The following is an 18372-nucleotide window of genomic DNA, read 5'->3' on the forward strand; positions in this document are numbered from 1 at the left end:
TCTCTTCTTGCTAATGTAGCATTATTGAATATGCACTTTCAACGCTTCCAGCGCTTGCGCCGCCGCATGCTGCTCCGCTTCCTTCTTGGAGCGGCCGGAGCCTTGTCCGAGAAGTGTCTCGTTGACATGGACCTGAGCTACGAATTCCCGCTCATGCGCAGGACCCCGCTCATCCACGATCCGGTACTCCAGCATGCCCATGTTGTGCTGCTGCGTATATTCCTGCAGATGCGTTTTGAAGTCGACGGTCAACAACTTGCCTTGATGCGGCAAATTCGGAAACACATGCTTTCGCAAAAATGTTTTGACTACGTCCAGGCCTTGATCCAGATACAATGCTCCGATAAAAGACTCGAACACATCGGCAAGCAGCGCCGGTCTGGTTCTTCCGCCGGTCAGCTCTTCCCCTTTACCCAGCAGAACGTAGAAACCGAACTCCAAATCCTCGGCAAAGCCGACGAGCGATGGCTCGCAAACAATGGAAGCCCTCAGCTTGGTCAGCTCGCCTTCCGATCGCTCGGGATATGTGTCGAACAAATATTCGGATACTGTCAGCTCAAGCACCGCATCCCCCAGAAACTCCAGACGTTCATTATCCTTGTAGTTGCCGACACGATGCTCGTTGACATAGGAAGAATGGGTGAACGCCTGCCTTAAAAGCTCGGGTTTGCGAAAAGTTATATTCAACGCCGCCTGCAGTTGCTTCAGGTTTCGATGCATGCCTTCACCACCTACTCGGACATCCGGTTCATTAGTTTCGTCACGCGTCGCGCGTCATTTGGTTATTGCTCGTATTTTTTCAAAATAATCGTTGCATTATGTCCGCCGAAGCCGAACGAATTCGACATGGCTATCTTTACGTCCGCTTGGCGAGGCTTATTCGGAACATAATCCAGATCGCACTCCGGATCCTGATTGTCCAAGTTGATTGTAGGAGCAATCATGCCGTTCTTCAAGGTCAAGCCGCAGATGAGAGCTTCCACTCCGCCTGCCGCTCCCAGTAAATGGCCGGTCATCGACTTCGTCGAGCTGACCGCTACTTTGTAAGCGTGATCTCCCAGCGCTTTCTTAATGGCCGTCGTTTCGGAACGATCGCCTACCGGTGTTGACGTACCGTGTGCATTAATATAATCAATCTCGGAAGGCTCGATCCCCGCATCCTTGATCGCTTTGCTCATACAGCGCGCTGCTCCGTCCGGATCGGGATCCGTCATATGATAAGCGTCGCCGCTCATTCCGTAGCCGATTACTTCGCCGTAAATGCGTGCACCGCGCTTCTGTGCATGCTCCAGGGACTCGAGAATCAAAATGCCCGAGCCTTCGCCCATAACGAATCCGTCTCTGTCCGTATCGAACGGACGGCTTGCTTTCTCAGGCTCCTCATTGCGTGTAGACATAGCGCGCAGAGCGCAAAATCCCGCTACGCCGGTCGGACTGATCGTTGCTTCCGCGCCGCCGCAGATCATGACGTCGGCATCGCCGCGCTGAATCATTTTATATGAATCACCGATGGAGTGGGTTCCCGTTGCGCAAGCGGTTACCGCTGTGCTGTTGGGACCTTTTGCTCCAGTCAGCATCGAGATTTGTCCCGACGCCATGTTCGCGATCATCATCGGAATAAAGAACGGGCTGACGCGCTTCGGTCCTTTTTCCAGCAATATTTTGTGCTGCTCTTCCCATGTAGACAAGCCCCCGATACCGGAGCCGACATAAACACCCACACGCTCGGGATCCGTATCTTCTTTAACATTAAGTCCTGCATCCTTTAGTGCGGACAGGCTGGCCGCGACGGCAAACTGCACGAAGCGGTCCATCCGTCGTGCTTCCTTTTTATCGAAATACTGCTCAGGATTAAAGTCTTTGATCTCAGCAGCAATGCGCGTTGGATATTCGCTCACATCGAACAGTTCAATCATGCCTACTCCGGATTTCCCTGCCATCAGGTTTCCCCAGAAAGTTTCCAGATCATGTCCCAAGGAGGTCATGACGCCCATACCTGTTATGACAACTCTTTGCTTCACTTTAATCCACCTCTATCTAAAATAACAATGTTATGTATATATTCGTCATTTTTTATGAATTTGTCAACGTTCGGTCAGGATGAATGGAGATAAGTCCCGTTTAAGGAAATAACGGGACTTATACTAATTAAGTATGAGATTTTATGTACTCAACTACTTGACCTACCGTAGTTATTTTCTCTGCGTCTTCATCAGAGATTTCCATATCAAACTCATCTTCCAATTCCATTACTAATTCTACTACATCTAGAGAATCAGCGCCTAAATCATCCTTAAAAGATGCTTCGAGGGACACTTCTGCCTCATCAACACCAAGACGATCGATGACGATTCGTTTCACGCGATCTAAAACATCGGACATCCGGTTCACCTCCTCCATGGTATTATACTTAACTTATGGACAAATTGCCAGAGCAAGCGCAGAGACCGCAGAAAAAAACTATTTTTGCGAATTTTTGCACAATTGCCTGAAAACAATGTTACCCTTACATGTACATACCGCCGTCTACATGAATCGTTTGACCCGTCATGTAGGCCGCATCCTCGGATGCGAGGAAACGGACCGCTTTGGCGATATCTTCAGGCTGGCCAAGTCTTGCCAAAGGAATCTGCTGCAATAGCTGCGAGCGTGTATCCTCCGACAGCTTGTCGGTCATATCGGTTTCAATGAAGCCCGGGGCTACCGCATTGACGGTAATACCGCGGGAAGCAAGCTCCTTGGCGGTCGCTTTGGTCATCCCGATGACTCCGGCTTTGGCAGCCACGTAGTTGGCTTGTCCCGGATTCCCGAGCGCCCCTACGACGGAGGAGATATTGATGATACGACCGTAACGCTGCTTCATCATCGGACGTGTAGCCGCTTTGACGCAGTTGAACACGCCCTTCAAATTCGTGGCGATGACTTGGTCGAATTCCTCTTCCTTCATCCTCATTATCAAATTATCTCTCGTGATGCCTGCATTATTCACAAGAATGTCTACTTTGCCGAATGTTTCCAGAACGATCTTGAACATATCGTCCACTTCCTGCGACGAGCTGACATCCGCCTTGATTTTGACGGCTTTGCGCCCCATCGCTTCAATCAGGCTGACCACCTCGGCTGCCGCGGCCTCGCTGCCTGCATAATTCACGGCAACGTCCGCTCCCGCTTCGGCCAGCGTCAGAGCAATCGCTCTTCCGATGCCGCGGGAAGCTCCTGTTACGAGCGCTGTTTTCCCTGTCAACATGAGGTACCCTCCCTTACAATAGCCATAATAAGTAATGAATAAACCTATTGGAATCCGAAACCGGCCATTGGCCTAGAGCTGGAACTGGTCAATCGCTTCCTTGCTGTTGATGGAAACGACTTTGACAGAGCGGTCAATCTTCTTGATCAGTCCGGCCAGAACGGATCCCGAACCGATTTCCACGAAGGTGTCGACCCCTTGCTCGATCAGCCAGGCTACGCTATCTTCCCACAGCACCGAGGAATGAACCTGATCCACCAGGAGTTGACGGATCTCGGCAGGCTCCTGCACAGGTCGGGCAGTCACGTTGGCAACGACAGGGACGGCCGCAGATTGCATGTCGATCTCAGCCAACACTCCGGCCAGACGCTCGGAGGCGGGCTTCATCAGAGAGGAATGGAACGGTCCGCTCACTTCCAGCGGAATGACGCGCTTGGCGCCGATTTCTTTGCCCTGCTCCGCGATAGCTTGTACGCCTTCCTTGCTGCCTGAGATGACAATCTGTCCCGGGCAGTTCAAGTTAGCGAGCTCCACTGCGCCAACCTCGTGAGATACCGACGCACAAAGCTTCTGAAGCGCCTCTCTTTCCGCCCCGAGAACCGCAGCCATTGCGCCTTGTCCGCTAGGTACGGCTTGCTCCATGAACTCCCCGCGGGCACGGACGGTCCGAACCGCATCCTCGAAGCTGAGAACGCCTGCCGCAACCAGAGCGCTGTACTCACCCAAGCTGTGCCCTGCCACATAATCGGGCGCAAGCCCTTTCGCTTTGAAAGCTTCTAAATAAGCAATGCTTGTTGTCAGCAACGCCGGCTGCGTATGATATGTAATTTTTAATTCCGTATCGGGCCCTTCGAAAATAATAGACGACAAAGAATAGCCCAGCGCTTCATCCGCACGTTGAAACAGCTGCTTTGCAGCGGATTCGCTCTCATAAATATCTTTTCCCATGCCTACGGCTTGTGCGCCTTGGCCCGGAAATACGAATGCTATTTTTCCCATCATCTGAGCTCCCTTCCTGCCTTATTTTTCCGGCCGGTTTACGTTTGATGACGATCACCGGCCGGCAAGAAAGCCTGCATTTTATAAATAAGGATGATTACCAAACAATAACCGATGCGCCCCATGTCAGGCCGCCGCCAAAGCCGACCAGCACGATGCAGTCGCCTTCGTTCACTCTTCCAAGCTCCACAGCTTCCGCCAGCGCGATTGGGATCGACGCTGCCGATACGTTGCCGTACTTATCAAGGTTGATCATGCATTTGTCTTCGCTAAGCTCAAGACGATTCAACGCGGATTGTATAATCCGGATGTTAGCTTGGTGCGGCACGAGCAGGTCGATATCTTGCTTCTCCATTCCCGCTTTGCGCAATGCTTCTTCCGCAGCGCTTCCCATAATCCGTACCGCGAATTTGAACACTTCGCTGCCGGCCATGTAGATGAAATGCTGCTTATTCTCCAAGCTTTGCGGAGATGCAGGACAGCGTGAGCCTCCGCCGGAAATGCGCAGCAGCTCTCCACCGGATCCGTCTGCTCCAAGCTCGAACGATTTGAAGCCGCGGCCTTCCGGTACGGCTCCCAGAACGACGGCACCCGCTCCGTCACCGAACAAAATGCAGGTGTTGCGATCCGTGTAATCGGTAATTTTAGACAAGCATTCCGCGCCGATAACTAGCGCATATTTATAAACTCCGGTGGCGATGAAATTGGAGGCATTGGCCAAGCCGTAGATGAAACCGGAGCAAGCTGCCGATAAATCGAATGCAGCCGCTTTTTTCGCACCCAGCTTGTCCTGCAATATGCAGGCGGTCGACGGGAACGCCATGTCCGGCGTAATGGTCGCAACAACGATCAGGTCCAGCTGCTCCGCCGTAATCCCCGCCATCTTCAGCGCTTTAAGCGAAGCTTCATAAGCCAGATCGGACGATGCCTGTTCTTCGCTCACGAGCCTGCGTTCGCGGATCCCGGTTCTTGTGACGATCCACTCGTCATTCGTCTCCACCATCTGTTCCAGATCCTGATTGGTCAACACCCGCTCAGGCACATATTTCCCTGTACCGATAATGCCCACCGGCAATAAGCTCATATGTCACATCTCGCTTCCATTACTAATTTCCTTTGATATGCTTGGAACCAAATCATTCCGGATTGCTGCGCGCGCTTGACGAACGGCGTTCTTAATCGCCATTGCATTCGAGGATCCGTGGCTTTTCAGCATTAGTCCGTCGATACCCAACAGCGGCGCGGCGCCGTGCTCGGCATAATCAAACGACTGGCGAAATTTCATCAAGCCGGGTTTGAGAACAACGGCGGCCAGCTTCGTCATGAAACTCTTGGTGAATTCCGTCTTTAGGGCGGAAAAAATAGTCGATGCCGCACCTTCCAGCGATTTCAGCATGATGTTGCCCGCAAACCCGTCGCAAACCAGAACATCGCAAGGTCCGTTAAGCACATCCCGTGATTCGATATTGCCGACAAAATGAACCGGTGCCTTCTCAAGCAGTGCATATGCCGCTTTGGTCAACTCATTGCCTTTCATCGCTTCCGTCCCGACGTTCAGCAGTCCGACTTTCGGCTGAGCTATACCATCGACCTTCTTACGATATATGCTGCCCATAATTGCGTATTGATTCAATTCTTCCGGACTGGAATCCATATTTGCCCCAAGATCCAACGCCAGCATGCCTACGCCATCGATCGTAGGGATCATCGGCGCAAGCGCGGGACGGCTAATCCCTTTCATCCGTCCGACAACCAGAATTCCCATTGTCATTAAGGCTCCGGTGTTGCCTGCGGAGATCATCCCGTCGGCTTCCTTCTCCTTAACCATCCGGCCAGCGACGACCATCGAGGAATCTTTTTTTCTTCTTACCGCCTTAACCGGCTCATCGTCTGCCTCGATGACTTCACCGGCATGACGTACTTCGATATTCGCCGGCTTGTTCCCTGCGAGCAAAGCTTCAATTCGAGCCGAATCCCCCACTAAAATAATGGTCGTATCGTTCCATTCACGAGCCGCTTCCACGGCTCCGGCCACCACGACATCGGGGGCATGGTCTCCGCCCATTGCATCAATCGCTATCCGCATCAGGCTCTCCTCCCTCCGATCGATCTCTTGTTGAATGATAAATAATGAAATTACCTTGAAATACCATTTCTTCTCCAATATAGGTGAACACTTCGACCTTGGCTTTCCCTTTGGAAATAGAGCGGACGTAGGCTTTGGCCACGCATTTCTCCCCGAGCTTGACCGGACGCACGAACCGGATGTCGGCCGCGGCCGTTAACGCGATCTGATCGTTAATCAACGCTACCGCCAAGGAATTCGCCTGAGAAAAAATATGATGTCCGCGCGCAATTTTCGTTCGTGAGAACACATGCTCCTCGCGGATTTCGAACATGGAAATACCGCTCTTGTCCAGCTGCAGATCAATGACATCACCAATAACTTCATGCAGCGGCAAAGAACGCACTTGATCGTACGATTGCTCCGCCATCAGTTTCATCCGTTCACGCAGCTCCGGAATTCCGAGCTCCAACCGGTCCAGTCTGATGGTCTGAATACTGACCTGAAACAAACGCATTAAATCTTCATCCGTTATAAATGGGTTTTGCTCAATGGCTCCGGCCAGCTGCTGCTGGCGCTGTCGTTTAGGAAGGCGCTCGATGTCGGACACCACCTTTACCGTAATTAGTATTTATCCAGCGATCCGTATTTGATCGGTACTATTTATAATTCTCGGTCTGCAAGCGCAAGGACGACACTCCATCTATATCGATGAGTCTCGAAGACTCGATATCACTTTATCTTATGACCAAGTAATATGAGATAGTATAATGGATTACAACTGAAAAGGAAAGCAGAAATTGGCTTACAGGCTGCTTTTGACGCATGGTTCCAAGCGACAGGATGCGTACAAACTGCGCTGCCTTGCCGAAAAAAATAGCACTTCACCGTCAGATGAAGTGCTACCGCCTAGTTTACAATAAACTATTGCTTGATGATCTCTCTTTTTTTGTAAGATCCACACACTTTGCAAACGCGGTGAGCCAATTTCAATTCACCACAGTTGTCACACTTTACCATGCCTGGAACTACTAATTTAAAGTGAGTACGGCGCTTGTCGCGACGTGTCTTGGATGTTCTCCTTTGAGGTACTGCCATATTCCCACCTCCTTCAACGAATTCAACCTGTCCAACGTACTTATTGCTTAAAGAAATCCGCCAGCCCGGCAAGTCTAGGATCGGTTGTATCCTGCTTGCAGCCGCAAGCATGCTCGTTGCGGTTGGTTCCGCATACGGGACATAGCCCTTGGCATTCTTCCTGGCACAGCGGTACGTACGGTAATGCCACCAGTACATTCTCAATCAAGTAGGGCATCAACTCTATCTTCTCATCCGTTACGAAATGAATATCTTCATCCTCGTCATCCGGTTCCGATTCATCTGCAGCTAACGCAAACGTTTCATGAAAAGGAATTTCCAGCCTTTGCTTCACCGGCTCCAAGCAGCGGGAACATGGTTGCTCTACATCAATACTCAGTACTCCGGTCACCTCAGCCGCTCCGTCATCATGACGGGCCTGCAGTTGAACCTGCAGCGGGCCGAAGCTGAGCAGATCGGTACGGTTCTTCAAAACATCGGTCAAATCGACGGTTTCATCGAAATGAACCGTGTCCGCTTTGTTCGCCAATTCTTTTAGTCGAATGAACACGTGTATCACCCCAAACAAACAAAGATTATTATATCTATAGTTCTTCTATTTTGTCAACATTTTCAGTTCATGCTATAGTGAAAATAGATGAAATCATTGCCAAATTGTGTACAAGGAGACCCTATGAAAACCGTCGGGCTGATCGTCGAATACAATCCACTGCATAACGGACATTATTATCATTTCCAACAATCGAAAAAGGTATCGGGCGCCGACGCCGCCGTAGCCGTCATGAGCGGCCATTTCCTGCAGCGTGGCGAGCCGGCCATGGTCAACAAGTGGGCAAGGGCTGAAATGGCCCTGCGAATGGGCGTCGACCTCGTTCTTGAGCTCCCGGTAGCCTACTCGGCTCAGCCGGCGGAATGGTTTGCCTACGGTGCGGTCTCCGCCCTGGATGCTGCAGGCGTTGTGGATACGCTGTGCTTCGGCAGCGAGAGCGGCGACATCTCCTGGCTGCATCGGGTTGCCGACGCCGCAGCGGAGGAATCGGCGGGCTTTCAAAGCCTGCTGCAGCAAGAGCTCAAAGCGGGGCTCCCCTATCCGACAGCGTACAGCAGAGCTGTGGCGCAGTATGTTCCGGGGACCGCGGAGTCCGAGCTGGCCCAGCCTAACAATACGTTAGGCCTTCATTATCTCATTGCTTTGAAGCGGCTGCAAAGCCGGATTGAGCCGCTGACGATTACGCGGCAGAAAGCCGGATACAACCAGTCGGACATTACGGACAGCCAAATTGCCAGCGCCACGGCGTTGAGGCATATGCTGTTTGAGCGGATGACGCTGGAGGAAATAGCTCCCTACGTTCCTGTCGGCACTCTCGACGTGCTGCGAAGAGAATGGGCTGCAGGCAAGGCTCCTGTCCGGTGGGAGCATTTTGCCAAACCGCTGCTGGTTCAGCTGCTGAATCATTCGGCGGAGCAGCTCGCAGAATTTCACGAGGTAGGCGAAGGACTGGAGCACCGCATCAAGCAGGCGCTGCCGTCCCTTTCAATCGATTCAACCAACGTTGTAGAAAGCCTGGTCGGCCTGCTGAAAACCAAGAGATATACCCGGACAAAGCTGCAAAGAACGCTGCTCCGCATCCTCTTGAATCATAAGAAGCCGCAGCTCGCTCCCGCGGTTCTGGCGCAAGGAGCCCCTTACTTACGCGTTCTCGGGTTTACAAGCACAGGACAGGAGCTGCTGCGGAGGATGAAAAAAACGGCCAAGGTTCCGGTCGTCACCAAGGTAACGTCATTATCCGAGCCTTCGCCGCTGTTGCAGCTCGATATTCAAGCCACTTCCGTTTACGCCCTCGGCTGCCGGACGGCGTCGGAGCGCGATTTGTTCCGCGACTATTACGAGCCGCCTGTCAGGGGTTAGCTGGCCTTGTCTTCCTTGGGAGACAATGTATTCAAATAGTTCAATGCATCATCCACGGTTCCTACAGGGACGATTTTCATTGCCGTATGAATTTCCTCCGCCCGCTTCACTGCATCGGTATAATTTTTAATAGTTTGCCCATCCGGGGACACATAATCTTTCGGCGCAAAAAAGATTTCCGCACCCGCTTTATCCGCTGCGATGATTTTATGCTGAATGCCGCCGATGACACCTACCGTGCCTTTCTCGTCAATGGTCCCCGTGCCGGCTATTTTGTGGCCCTTCGTTATATCCTCGGGCAACAGCTTGTTAATGATCTCCAGCGTGAACATCAAGCCGGCAGACGGTCCTCCGATATCGCCGGCCTTGATTTTGACCTGCCTGGTCTCATCATCCGCCTTCACGCTCTGCACATTGGCCGGCACGATGCCGAGGCCGGCTCGGCGCGCTTGCGGCTTATCCGCCGCCGTTCCCTCGTCAGCGGGAAGAGCAGCCAGAGCGATGGAATCGGTCTTGGTTGCTTTTTTCCGTTTATAAGTAACCGCGACGGTGTCTCCCGCCTGCTTGTTCTTGAGCAGCGCCTGCAGCTCTTCCTTGGTTTGAACCGCCGTATCGTCGATCTTAACGATATAATCGCCCGGCTTCAATATTTGTGACGCAGGATAATCCTTGAATACCTGGACGATGAGAATGCCGTCCGTAGTAATTTTATAAGGAATCGACAGCTTATGGTAGGCCGCCTGGATCGCGCTCGACTGGGAGGTTAGCATATTGACCTCCTGTCTTTGCGAATATTCCTGCTCCGTCTCGTCCTTTTGAAGCAGCTCGCTTTTTAGGTGAAGCTCCTCAAACGGGCGGACGAAGGACAACAGGTAGCTGAATACCGTCGCATCGCTGACACGAACCGTAGTCAGCATAAACACGCCGTGATCCTGCGAATCATTTTGTTTCACTTGAACCATAGGTTGAATGTCTTCAGCGGTTCCTGCCGAAAAAATAAAAAGCGGCAGCGGCAAAAAATAGATGCCGTAAACCAGTGCAATAGCAATGAACACCGAGACGACAATTCTCGATGCCCGCTTCATATGCCTCGTGTCTTCCATGCTTCTCCCCCCTTTAAGCCCCCTTAAGCCCTGCCTCGATGCGGGCACTGCCTTATCTATAGGTTGACCTGCTTGGTCTAAACCATTCGGACAAAGCGTAAACATGTACCATTCACCCTCGAATCGGAGTTGGTACCTTATGGCTGGTGTAAAACCGTTATCCCCACAGCGCCTTACAACTTTATTATTCGGTTGTCTGGCTCTGCTGCTTGTAGTATGTATTATTTTGTTCCCTGATCAGGCGTTCAAGTCATCGCTTCAGGGATTGACGGTTTGGTGGAAACTTGTGTTTCCCGCCCTGCTCCCTTTTTTCATCGTAACTGAAATCATGAGGGGCTTAGGCGTTCTGCATGCGCTCGGAGCCTTACTGGATCCGTTGCTGCGGCTGCTGTTCAAGCTGCCGGGTATTGGAGGATGGGCCATTGCCGTCGGCTTCACGGCAGGAGCGCCCTCCGGAGCCGCCGCAGTGGGAGCCATGCGCAAAGATAATCTCCTTAGCCGCGACGAAGCCGAGAGATTGCTTACGCTCAGCCACGTGCTTAGTCCCGTATTCCTCATCACCGTTGTCGGCGTAGGCTTCCTGCAAGATGCACAAAGCGGGCTTATGCTCGGCATACTCCATTACGGTTCGGCCATTCTTGTCGCGCTTTGGCAGCAATTCCGCGGCTCAAGGCAGCCCTTGCAGCCGGACATTGTCTCCAGCAGGGCGGTTCACGATGTAATGTATGCCAACTACGGTCTGCTGAACCGCAGCATCATCGCTTGGCGGAACGCCCAGGCCAAAGACGGCCGAACCTTCGGCAAGCTGCTCGGCGATTCCGTCAGTAATGCGGTTCAACAGCTTATGGCCATCGGCGGTCTTATGATGATGTTCTCGGTTATCGTTAACGCCGTTTCTTTAAGCCAGCTGCTATCTGTGTTCAGCCTTGCCTTATCGGCATCCGGGATCGTCTCCTCCCAAGAGAGCGAGGCCTTCTTGTCAGCTCTGCTGCCGGGATTGTTTGAAGCTCATATCGGAGCTTACTCGATGACTCAAAGTCCGGCTTTCACCGATACATGGCAGTACGCCATTCTCAGCGCCTTGTTCGCCTGGGGCGGACTGTCCACCCATGCACAGGTCAAAAGCTTCACTTTAGGCACGGATATCCGCTATACTTCATTTTTAAAATCGCGGGTTCTTCATGCCGTTACAGCGTTTGTATGTACAGGCATTCTATGGAAGCCTCTTAACGGAGCGCTCAACCTGACGTTGCCCGTTTGGATGCCGAATCCCACGGCAGGAATGCCGGCCCATTCGCAATGGAGTCTTCACGATGTAAACCTATGGCCGCTCCTTAGTCCCACTATGCTCTGGTTTAGCGGAATCCTGCTGTTAATGCTGCTATTGTCCGTGTTTATCGCCTTTGCGTTCCGGAACCATCACCGCAGCACTAGAGAATAACGTCCGCATATTTGACCAGCAGCGCCTTCTCCACCACTTCAGGCACCAGATCGTTAACGGGGCCGTGAAAACGGGCTATCTCCTTGACGATGCTGGAGCTTAAATAAGAATATTGCGGCGTCGACGTCATGAAAAACGTTTCAAAATTTTCGTCCAGCTTCCGGTTGGTCGATGCCATTTGCAGCTCGTACTCGAAATCGGATACCGCCCGCAAGCCGCGGACAATCAGATGAGCATCCTTTTGTTTCATATAGTTAATAAGCAGATCCCGAAAGCTGTCGATTTCGACATTCGGCAGATCGCTTGTCACTTTACGCAGTAGATCGGTCCGTTCTTCCACTGTGAAGAGCGGGTTTTTGCTTGTATTGTTCAATACGGCGACGATCAGTTTATCGAATACTTTGGCCGAACGGTGTATGATGTCCAGATGCCCGTTGGTCACCGGGTCAAACGTACCTGGATAGACGGCAATTTTCATTCCGAAATGTTCTTTAATCATTGTGTCAACTCCTCCGACTAGTGCGGTAACTATTGCTCTTGCGAACTATTTTTGTAAATCGTAACCGCCGTATCGCCATATTCGGCTCTACGCGCCCATTGCAAACGGCCGATCGGACCGTCGTAAGCGTCCTCGGCATCGTGTTCCACCACAATCGTGGCATGGGAGTTCAGCATATTCCCTTGATCAAGCTGTTCCATCAGCTCGCGGATGACCTTCAGCCGGTAGGGCGGATCCAAGAAAACGAGGTCGAATTTGGCCTCCCTTTTCATTAACGCCTTCAGTGCCCGCGCGGCATCGTTACGGTACAGCTCGGCTTGCTCCGTAAATCCGGCAGCCTGCAAATTGTGCCGAATGGTGTCGATGCTCTTCTTGTCCACATCGGTTAAAACCGCCCGCTCCATCCCTCTGCTGAGCGCTTCGATGCTTAGTCCTCCGGTTCCTGCAAATAAATCCAGCACTTGCCCGCCTTCAAAATACGGCCCGATCATGCTGAAAATAGCCTCCTTCACCTTATCGGTAGTAGGCCGCGTTCCCATGCCCGGAACGGCCTTAAGCGGCCTTCCTTTGGCACTCCCTGATATGACTCTCATTTATGCCCACCTTCTACTGGATAGTACTGCTATCGTACCACAAACGGAAAGTTTTGCACAAAATTTTCTGACAAGCACGTATAGATTCCTCGAAATGTGTCCATCCTTATATCATCGACATCCGAAAATGTCGTAGACAACCGCGGAGAAGACTTACGTTCCCCATAAGCTCTTCGTCCGGTTTCTCCTCTCCCATGAATGGGCCTCGTCGCGAGACGGGGCCCGATTTATTTTGTCCTCATATTAAAAAATCCCTGCTTCGTCGATGGCAGCCGACAGCAGGGATAAACGTGATATATGTTGAATGTGGGATCAACGTAGTTTAGTATAATAAACTTAGATTAAAAGCAAATGAATGAAACCTTAAAATAAGCTGAAAGCCGCATGGTAACTTTTTCCGGCGCATGAAGTTGGCATAAAATACAAATACTGCTCAAAACAGCAGAGGAGCTTACGAACATGTGCGACCGATTTATACTTCATGCCGACCTGGATGAGTTAAACGAGCGTTACGGCATCACCCGTGCGCTTTCCTATTATTCCCATCAAAACAACCGGCTGCCGAATGAGTCCATAGCAGCGATTACGCAAAAAGACAGCGTGCGCACGCTCGATGAGTACCGCTGGGGGCTGATGCCTTTCTGGGCGCGCGATTCGGTTTTGGCGGACAACCTCAATGTATTCCGAAACCGCGCGTTCGATTACCTCGTCAAAAGACAGCGCTGCGTTATTCCCGGCAGCAGCTTCGACCGCGTCACTTGGCTGAATCCGAAAAAGGAAGCCGTCGATCGCTATATCGCTCAGGATGGACGGACTTTCGCCATGGCCGGCGTTTATGATGTATGGAAAGGTTCGCTTGGCGAGGAGCTGAGGACTTGCACCATCGTTACCAGGAAACGGACGGATGACGACACAGGCAGCGAAGTGCGTGTGCCGATTCTTTTTGATGAAGAGCAAGTAGAGGCATGGCTTGATCCGAAAAGGTTCGATAAGACAGCTCTGATGCATTGGCTTGAATCCATTCAATCACCCCAATTTCAGAAGCTCCCTGTCTCTTTGTGGGACCGTGCGGACGGCCTGGAGGGCCTAGACGGAGAAGCCCTAGGTACCGGCACTATTTCTGCGCAGCCCCGGATCGCGAAGCCGTAAAGAGAGATACCTCAATGCTACTCTTACACTACAAGCACAAAGACCCGCTCCTGGCGGGTCTTTGTCATGCATTGAGAGCATCGGCAATAGCTTCGAGCTTATCCGGGTTGCTGATGAAATAAATCGACTGAATGGTTCCGGCTTCATCTGCGGCTCCGAAGCAAATGACAGATTTGGCTTCACCGTTCCGAATCAGCAGCAGCCCTGGCTCGCCGTTTACGTGAGCTTGCCGGAGATCGCCGGCGAATGCGCCTTTGCCGTATATTCCTTCCAAGAAGGCTTGAATGCGTGCTTTACCCGCAATCGGATGTATGGCGGAACGGACTTTCCCTCCGCCGTCGCTGACCAATGTCGCCTGCTCCACAAGCATCCGGACGAAAGGATCGAAATCGCCGGTATGGACGGCCCGGAGAAAAGCATTGACGAATGGTGCGGTTCCTTGACCGTCCCAGATAGCTTTGCTTAGGTCCGGTTTCATTTTTTGCTTGAGGCGGCTCATCATTTTTCGGCAGCTCACCTCGGACTTCTCGAGAATATCGGCAATCTGCGCGTAATCGTAATCCAGTACCTCCCTCAGCAGGAATACCGCCCTCTCCACGGGAGATAATTGCTGAAGCATGACCAGAAGGGCGTAAGACAGCGTTTCATCCCGGACTACCTTTTCCTCGGGAGTTTGCATCACTTCAATATCCGGTTCGGGAAGCCATGGACCTGTATATACTTCCCGCTGATGGCGATGAGACTTCAAATAATTCAGGCAGCGGTTCGTTACCCCTTTGACCAAGTAAGCCTTCATATTCAGTATCTCATCCACCTTCGCGCTTTGAAGAGCTACGAACGTATCCTGCATCATATCCTCGGCATCGCTTTTGGTCCCGAGCATCCGATAGGCGATGGAGAACAGCAGCCGTTTATATTCCAGATAGATCACATCTATCTCCATAGATCGTCCACTTCCTGCTTCCCGGCTTCACGGGAATGATTAATAGCTGATTAGCGATGCCAGCAATAGACCGGTGGCGATGCTTAAGCAGAAGGAAAACAGTCCGACCGAAACGTTCCCTTTCGGAATTTCCTTCAATACTCGGAAAGGCGTCAGCAGCTCAAACAGATAAAATACAATCACTTGAAACGCAATGCCGACCAATCCCCAAATTACCAAATCAATCAAACCGAGAGAATGGTAAACAGCCGAAGCGAGCACTATCGTTTGCCCCAATATTTTACCGCCCAAATCGTACGCCGCCGCACGGGCAGCATTCGCTTTTACCGGGTCACTCAAATCCCCGCCGTCACGAATCAGCTTAAACTCGCTGTAGGGTGTTGTAAAAATGAAGAACAGCAATCCCAAGCCAAGCAGCGGTACGGTAACGCATAAATAAATGAGAAAATTAACAATCGAATCAAACTGTGCCATTGGTTAACCCCTTTCCTTCTTCCCAAAAGCCTGACGGCAAATAATAAGAGATATTGTTCGTGATGTGTCCACCCACTCTGGAGATTACAGCTGAAGGCCGGCCTCCAATTAAAAAGCAGCCCCAAAGCTGACGTCCGCTGGTCCACCCTTTCAATGTTTCAATCTCGATGGAAGGCAGTTCTATGTACTGTTGATATACCATTGGCTGCTCCATGTACTCCTGTTCGCCGCTGTGGTCGATCGTATGACCATCCCCATCAATGATGGAGACCCCGCTGCCTTCCCGCCCGTAAATCGGCTTCACAACATAAGGGATGTTTCTGTCTGCAAACCGGTTCTCGAGGTAGGTAGGGAGCATGTATGCCTCGATCCATTCGTGCTCCTCATCCGTATAAAATTGCCCCGCTTCGTGCAAATTCCAGATTAACGCCTGGAGCGCTTTCGTCTGAGCGGTAAAGCCGGAAGGAGGATTGATCACAGCCAGCTTTCGTTCGGCAATGAGCCTCAGCACATGCTCTCCCGTCGGATAACCGTCTTCATCCCGGTCTTCCGCCAATTTTTCCAGAGCGTGCAGCCGATACCAAATATCAACCGGCTTCAACGGCCCGTCAGCTTGCTGAACCCACAGCCGGTCGTCCATAACCCTGAGATCGGACAACGCAGCAAATTCGGAAGCGAGACCGGACTGGCGGAGCAAATATCGGGTCGTGCCGGCATCCTCTTCATGCCAATCCAAAGCGCTGAAGATAATATGCCGGGTACTGTAACCGGACGCCCGATAAGCTTCAACCGCTTGCCCGAAAGCTTGCTTAATGGCGGACCAGCAATCTGCGTTAGGATCCTCCGCTCCATAAGCGCGGCACACTTCCCCGTTGACGTAAAACGCTTCGACGATACCTGTAGGGGTATCGCTGTTAAACTCAAGCATTTTGATCTTCTGCCCGTTCACGGCAAAATCAAACCGCCCCACCACAGTCGGTGCAGGCATAGACGGATCCAGGCTAACGCGAATCGCATCGAACGCTGACCGTGGAAGTCCGAGCTCCTCCAGCAGGGAATCGTCGGAAAGCTGAACGATCTGCACCGTTTTGGCAAAAAGCTGACCGAGCCTATCCGCAGCCTGATGCATACGCTGATGGAGCGTTCGGTCCAACCGGTAAAGACCCGCTAACGCATATTCCTCTCCGTACATGGAGTCCCATGTAAACGTGCCTTCGGCACGAAGCGTGCCGTAAATGGCCTCCCGCCGCTCAGCGTAGGAACGGTCATGCTCGTTGCTGTCCAAGTAAACCATAAATGTCCTCCCGCCTCATCCCGAACTGGAGCCGCTGCTGCTCCCGATTCCGCCATGGGAGGAGGAGCCTTGCGATATCCCTGATGAGCCGCTCACCGTTCCTGATTTGCCGGAGGAGGATCCACCCCGGTAATAACCGCTGGATGAAGTGCTTCCGCTGCCGTTATCGCAGTAGCCGTCGTTATTTTGATCGACGCAGTTCGAATTGGCCGCCGAGTTGGAGCACCCTGTCGCTGCTACAAGGGCTGTAGCCACGAATAAAGTGACCAGTTTATGCGTCTTCCCTTGTTTTTTTTCCAAGTTGGCTTTCCTCTTTTCTAAGTTATTGATATGGATCCGATTCTACCGCATAGTAGACGAACGTTTCCCGGTCCTCGTCAATCTCGACCGACGTTTTGTACCATTCCTTGCCTTCCGCATACAAATAGTTCGCCTGCAAATACAGCATAGCTTCAAGGCTGTCAGGCAGCACAAACGTGTGAACCAGACGGTAATCGGCCCCGAATTTCTTGTATTCGCGAAGCTCCAGAGTCAGACCATGCAGCCCGTTGGTTCGCGGACTACCCCACGGCATCGTTCTCTCGTCATTGGCCTGCTTTACATAAATAACATAGCATGAATCCTCGACTGCGCATGACGTTTTCTCATAAACAACGCCTTCCTTGACGAAATAATCGCATGCGAACCGCAGGGCCGACTCTTCCCTTCCCATACGGTCGTAGTAGTACAGCAGAGGGAATTCCCCGCCCTCCTGGTACAATCGGTATTCCAATCGCGCCACAATGCAACGCTCCCTTCCCGGTGCTTTATCGTTTTATGAAAAGACTGTTAAGTAATACGCGGCAATTTCGGAAAAGGTGCGTAGTCCATTGCTCCCAATTTTATGGTAACGCAGACGTCCCAGATGTCAATACAATTATTACTTACATTGCTGCCAAAGGGTTGTGAAAGGAAACACCTGCCATGTGAGCCGATGGACGAAGCTCGTAGTAGCATGCTATGATACCTCAGAGGTGAGCTCATGATCGTACATAAAGGCGAAGTGCTGTTCCGCCAAGGGGAGACCGGTCCGCTCTTCCATATAAAAAGCGGCTTGTTCAAAATTATGAGGGTGCATGAGGACGGAAGCCCGTTTCTGGTCAATATTGTAGTGCCGGGAGAAACCATCCCCCACCATTCGTTAATCAGTCCGAAGGATTACCATGGAACGGCCATTGCGCTCGTGCAGAGTGAAGTGGAGGTGATTTCCCCCAGGGAGTGGTATGAAAGCCTCGAGCAGGATCCGGTCAAATGCCGTGACATTGCGCTGCTGCTTCAAGGAAAGCTGAGGATGATGCAGCAAAGAATCGATCAATTAACCGTGGTCACTCCTGCCGAAAAGCTGGAGAAGCTTGAAGTCTGGTTTGCCGATTACATCACGGACATGGCTTTAACCGATATCCTGACGCAAGAGGAAATCGGGCAGCTGATCGGAATGAGGCGCGAGACCGTAAACCGGCTGTTACGAAATAAAACAAAGTCCCCCCGTTGATTAACATAGGCTGGCTTTCGCCATACG

At 51.8% G+C, this 18372-nt stretch carries 22 protein-coding genes; 4 read left to right on the forward strand and 18 right to left on the reverse strand.

Annotation, left to right across the window (positions count from 1 at the left end; all coding sequences use genetic code 11):
- Positions 1-21: 21 nt before the first annotated feature.
- The 10 genes from rnc to ACFQ88_RS13125 form a co-directional block, all read right to left on the reverse strand.
- Positions 22-720, reverse strand: coding sequence for a ribonuclease III (rnc, locus tag ACFQ88_RS13080; protein WP_239626503.1), 699 nt, complete (start codon positions 718-720; stop codon positions 22-24).
- A 62-nt stretch (positions 721-782) separates the two neighbouring features.
- A complete protein-coding gene (gene fabF, locus ACFQ88_RS13085) occupies positions 783-2021 on the reverse strand; it encodes a beta-ketoacyl-ACP synthase II (protein WP_239626506.1) in 1239 nt (412 codons plus the stop codon).
- Between the two features lie 127 nt (positions 2022-2148).
- Positions 2149-2382 (reverse strand): acyl carrier protein, encoded by a 234-nt coding sequence (gene acpP / locus ACFQ88_RS13090; RefSeq protein WP_079910299.1) that lies wholly within the window; start codon positions 2380-2382, stop codon positions 2149-2151.
- A gap of 124 nt (positions 2383-2506) precedes the next feature.
- Entirely contained in the window at positions 2507-3247 is a 741-nt protein-coding gene (gene fabG / locus ACFQ88_RS13095; protein WP_239626509.1) for a 3-oxoacyl-[acyl-carrier-protein] reductase, read from the reverse strand.
- A 72-nt stretch (positions 3248-3319) separates the two neighbouring features.
- The gene (gene fabD, locus ACFQ88_RS13100) at positions 3320-4246 is read right to left on the reverse strand and encodes an ACP S-malonyltransferase (RefSeq protein WP_379454428.1); all 927 of its coding nucleotides are present in this window, start codon (positions 4244-4246) and stop codon (positions 3320-3322) included.
- Positions 4247-4343: 97 nt separating this feature from the next.
- Positions 4344-5330: a beta-ketoacyl-ACP synthase III gene (locus ACFQ88_RS13105; RefSeq protein WP_275590422.1), complete on the reverse strand. Its 987-nt coding sequence runs from the start codon at positions 5328-5330 to the stop codon at positions 4344-4346.
- 3 nt (positions 5331-5333) lie between these two features.
- On the reverse strand, positions 5334-6332 hold the full coding sequence (gene plsX, locus ACFQ88_RS13110) for a phosphate acyltransferase PlsX (RefSeq protein ID WP_239626511.1): 999 nt from the start codon (positions 6330-6332) through the stop codon (positions 5334-5336).
- The gene (fapR, locus tag ACFQ88_RS13115; protein WP_239626513.1) at positions 6316-6924 is read right to left on the reverse strand and encodes a transcription factor FapR; all 609 of its coding nucleotides are present in this window, start codon (positions 6922-6924) and stop codon (positions 6316-6318) included. Before fapR ends, plsX begins: the two co-directional genes overlap by 17 nt.
- A gap of 311 nt (positions 6925-7235) precedes the next feature.
- A complete protein-coding gene (gene rpmF, locus ACFQ88_RS13120; protein ID WP_028550384.1) occupies positions 7236-7409 on the reverse strand; it encodes a 50S ribosomal protein L32 in 174 nt (57 codons plus the stop codon).
- Between the two features lie 40 nt (positions 7410-7449).
- Positions 7450-7959: a YceD family protein gene (locus ACFQ88_RS13125; protein WP_379454429.1), complete on the reverse strand. Its 510-nt coding sequence runs from the start codon at positions 7957-7959 to the stop codon at positions 7450-7452.
- Between the two features lie 123 nt (positions 7960-8082).
- Between ACFQ88_RS13125 and ACFQ88_RS13130 the strand changes: the two genes are divergently transcribed.
- On the forward strand, positions 8083-9318 hold the full coding sequence (locus ACFQ88_RS13130) for a nucleotidyltransferase (protein ID WP_239626517.1): 1236 nt from the start codon (positions 8083-8085) through the stop codon (positions 9316-9318).
- Here ACFQ88_RS13130 and ACFQ88_RS13135 read toward each other — a convergent pair.
- Positions 9315-10421 (reverse strand): SepM family pheromone-processing serine protease, encoded by a 1107-nt coding sequence (locus ACFQ88_RS13135; protein ID WP_379454430.1) that lies wholly within the window; start codon positions 10419-10421, stop codon positions 9315-9317. The genes ACFQ88_RS13130 and ACFQ88_RS13135 overlap by 4 nt on opposite strands.
- Before the next feature lie 139 nt (positions 10422-10560).
- Between ACFQ88_RS13135 and ACFQ88_RS13140 the strand changes: the two genes are divergently transcribed.
- Positions 10561-11862 carry a nucleoside recognition domain-containing protein gene (locus ACFQ88_RS13140; protein ID WP_379454431.1) on the forward strand — a complete coding sequence of 434 codons (1302 nt, stop codon included), beginning with the start codon at positions 10561-10563 and terminating at the stop codon, positions 11860-11862.
- On the opposite strand, the gene coaD is transcribed toward ACFQ88_RS13140, so the two are convergent.
- Both coaD and rsmD read right to left on the reverse strand, forming a co-directional pair.
- Positions 11852-12361 (reverse strand): pantetheine-phosphate adenylyltransferase, encoded by a 510-nt coding sequence (gene coaD / locus ACFQ88_RS13145; RefSeq protein WP_239626523.1) that lies wholly within the window; start codon positions 12359-12361, stop codon positions 11852-11854. The two genes, ACFQ88_RS13140 and coaD, sit on opposite strands and share 11 nt — an antisense overlap.
- A 29-nt stretch (positions 12362-12390) precedes the next feature.
- Positions 12391-12954, reverse strand: coding sequence for a 16S rRNA (guanine(966)-N(2))-methyltransferase RsmD (gene rsmD / locus ACFQ88_RS13150; protein ID WP_379454432.1), 564 nt, complete (start codon positions 12952-12954; stop codon positions 12391-12393).
- A 459-nt stretch (positions 12955-13413) separates the two neighbouring features.
- Here rsmD and ACFQ88_RS13155 point away from each other — a divergent pair, with 459 nt between their 5' ends.
- Positions 13414-14103 (forward strand): SOS response-associated peptidase family protein, encoded by a 690-nt coding sequence (locus tag ACFQ88_RS13155; protein WP_379454433.1) that lies wholly within the window; start codon positions 13414-13416, stop codon positions 14101-14103.
- A gap of 64 nt (positions 14104-14167) precedes the next feature.
- On the opposite strand, the gene ACFQ88_RS13160 is transcribed toward ACFQ88_RS13155, so the two are convergent.
- Genes ACFQ88_RS13160 through ACFQ88_RS13180 form a run of 5 tightly spaced genes read right to left on the reverse strand, consistent with a single transcriptional unit; the run spans position 14168 to position 17595 of the window.
- Positions 14168-15046, reverse strand: a complete 879-nt coding sequence (locus tag ACFQ88_RS13160; protein ID WP_239626531.1) for an RNA polymerase sigma-70 factor — start codon at positions 15044-15046, stop codon at positions 14168-14170.
- A 39-nt stretch (positions 15047-15085) separates the two neighbouring features.
- Positions 15086-15520, reverse strand: coding sequence for a DUF350 domain-containing protein (locus tag ACFQ88_RS13165; protein WP_239626534.1), 435 nt, complete (start codon positions 15518-15520; stop codon positions 15086-15088).
- A complete protein-coding gene (locus ACFQ88_RS13170) occupies positions 15507-16814 on the reverse strand; it encodes a glutathionylspermidine synthase family protein (RefSeq protein WP_239626537.1) in 1308 nt (435 codons plus the stop codon). Before ACFQ88_RS13170 ends, ACFQ88_RS13165 begins: the two co-directional genes overlap by 14 nt.
- Positions 16815-16829: 15 nt before the next feature.
- Complete coding sequence (locus tag ACFQ88_RS13175; RefSeq protein WP_239626540.1) at positions 16830-17114, reverse strand: hypothetical protein; 285 nt, start codon at positions 17112-17114, stop codon at positions 16830-16832.
- A gap of 22 nt (positions 17115-17136) precedes the next feature.
- A complete protein-coding gene (locus ACFQ88_RS13180; protein WP_239626543.1) occupies positions 17137-17595 on the reverse strand; it encodes a hypothetical protein in 459 nt (152 codons plus the stop codon).
- 240 nt (positions 17596-17835) lie between these two features.
- On the opposite strand from ACFQ88_RS13180, the gene ACFQ88_RS13185 reads away from it, so the two are divergent.
- Entirely contained in the window at positions 17836-18345 is a 510-nt protein-coding gene (locus tag ACFQ88_RS13185) for a Crp/Fnr family transcriptional regulator (RefSeq protein ID WP_239626546.1), read from the forward strand.
- The last annotated feature ends 27 nt before the right edge of the window (positions 18346-18372 follow it).

Origin of the sequence: Paenibacillus sp. NPDC056579, from assembly GCF_042793215.1 — a bacterium.
Taxonomy (GTDB): Bacteria; Bacillota; Bacilli; order Paenibacillales; family NBRC-103111; genus Paenibacillus_S.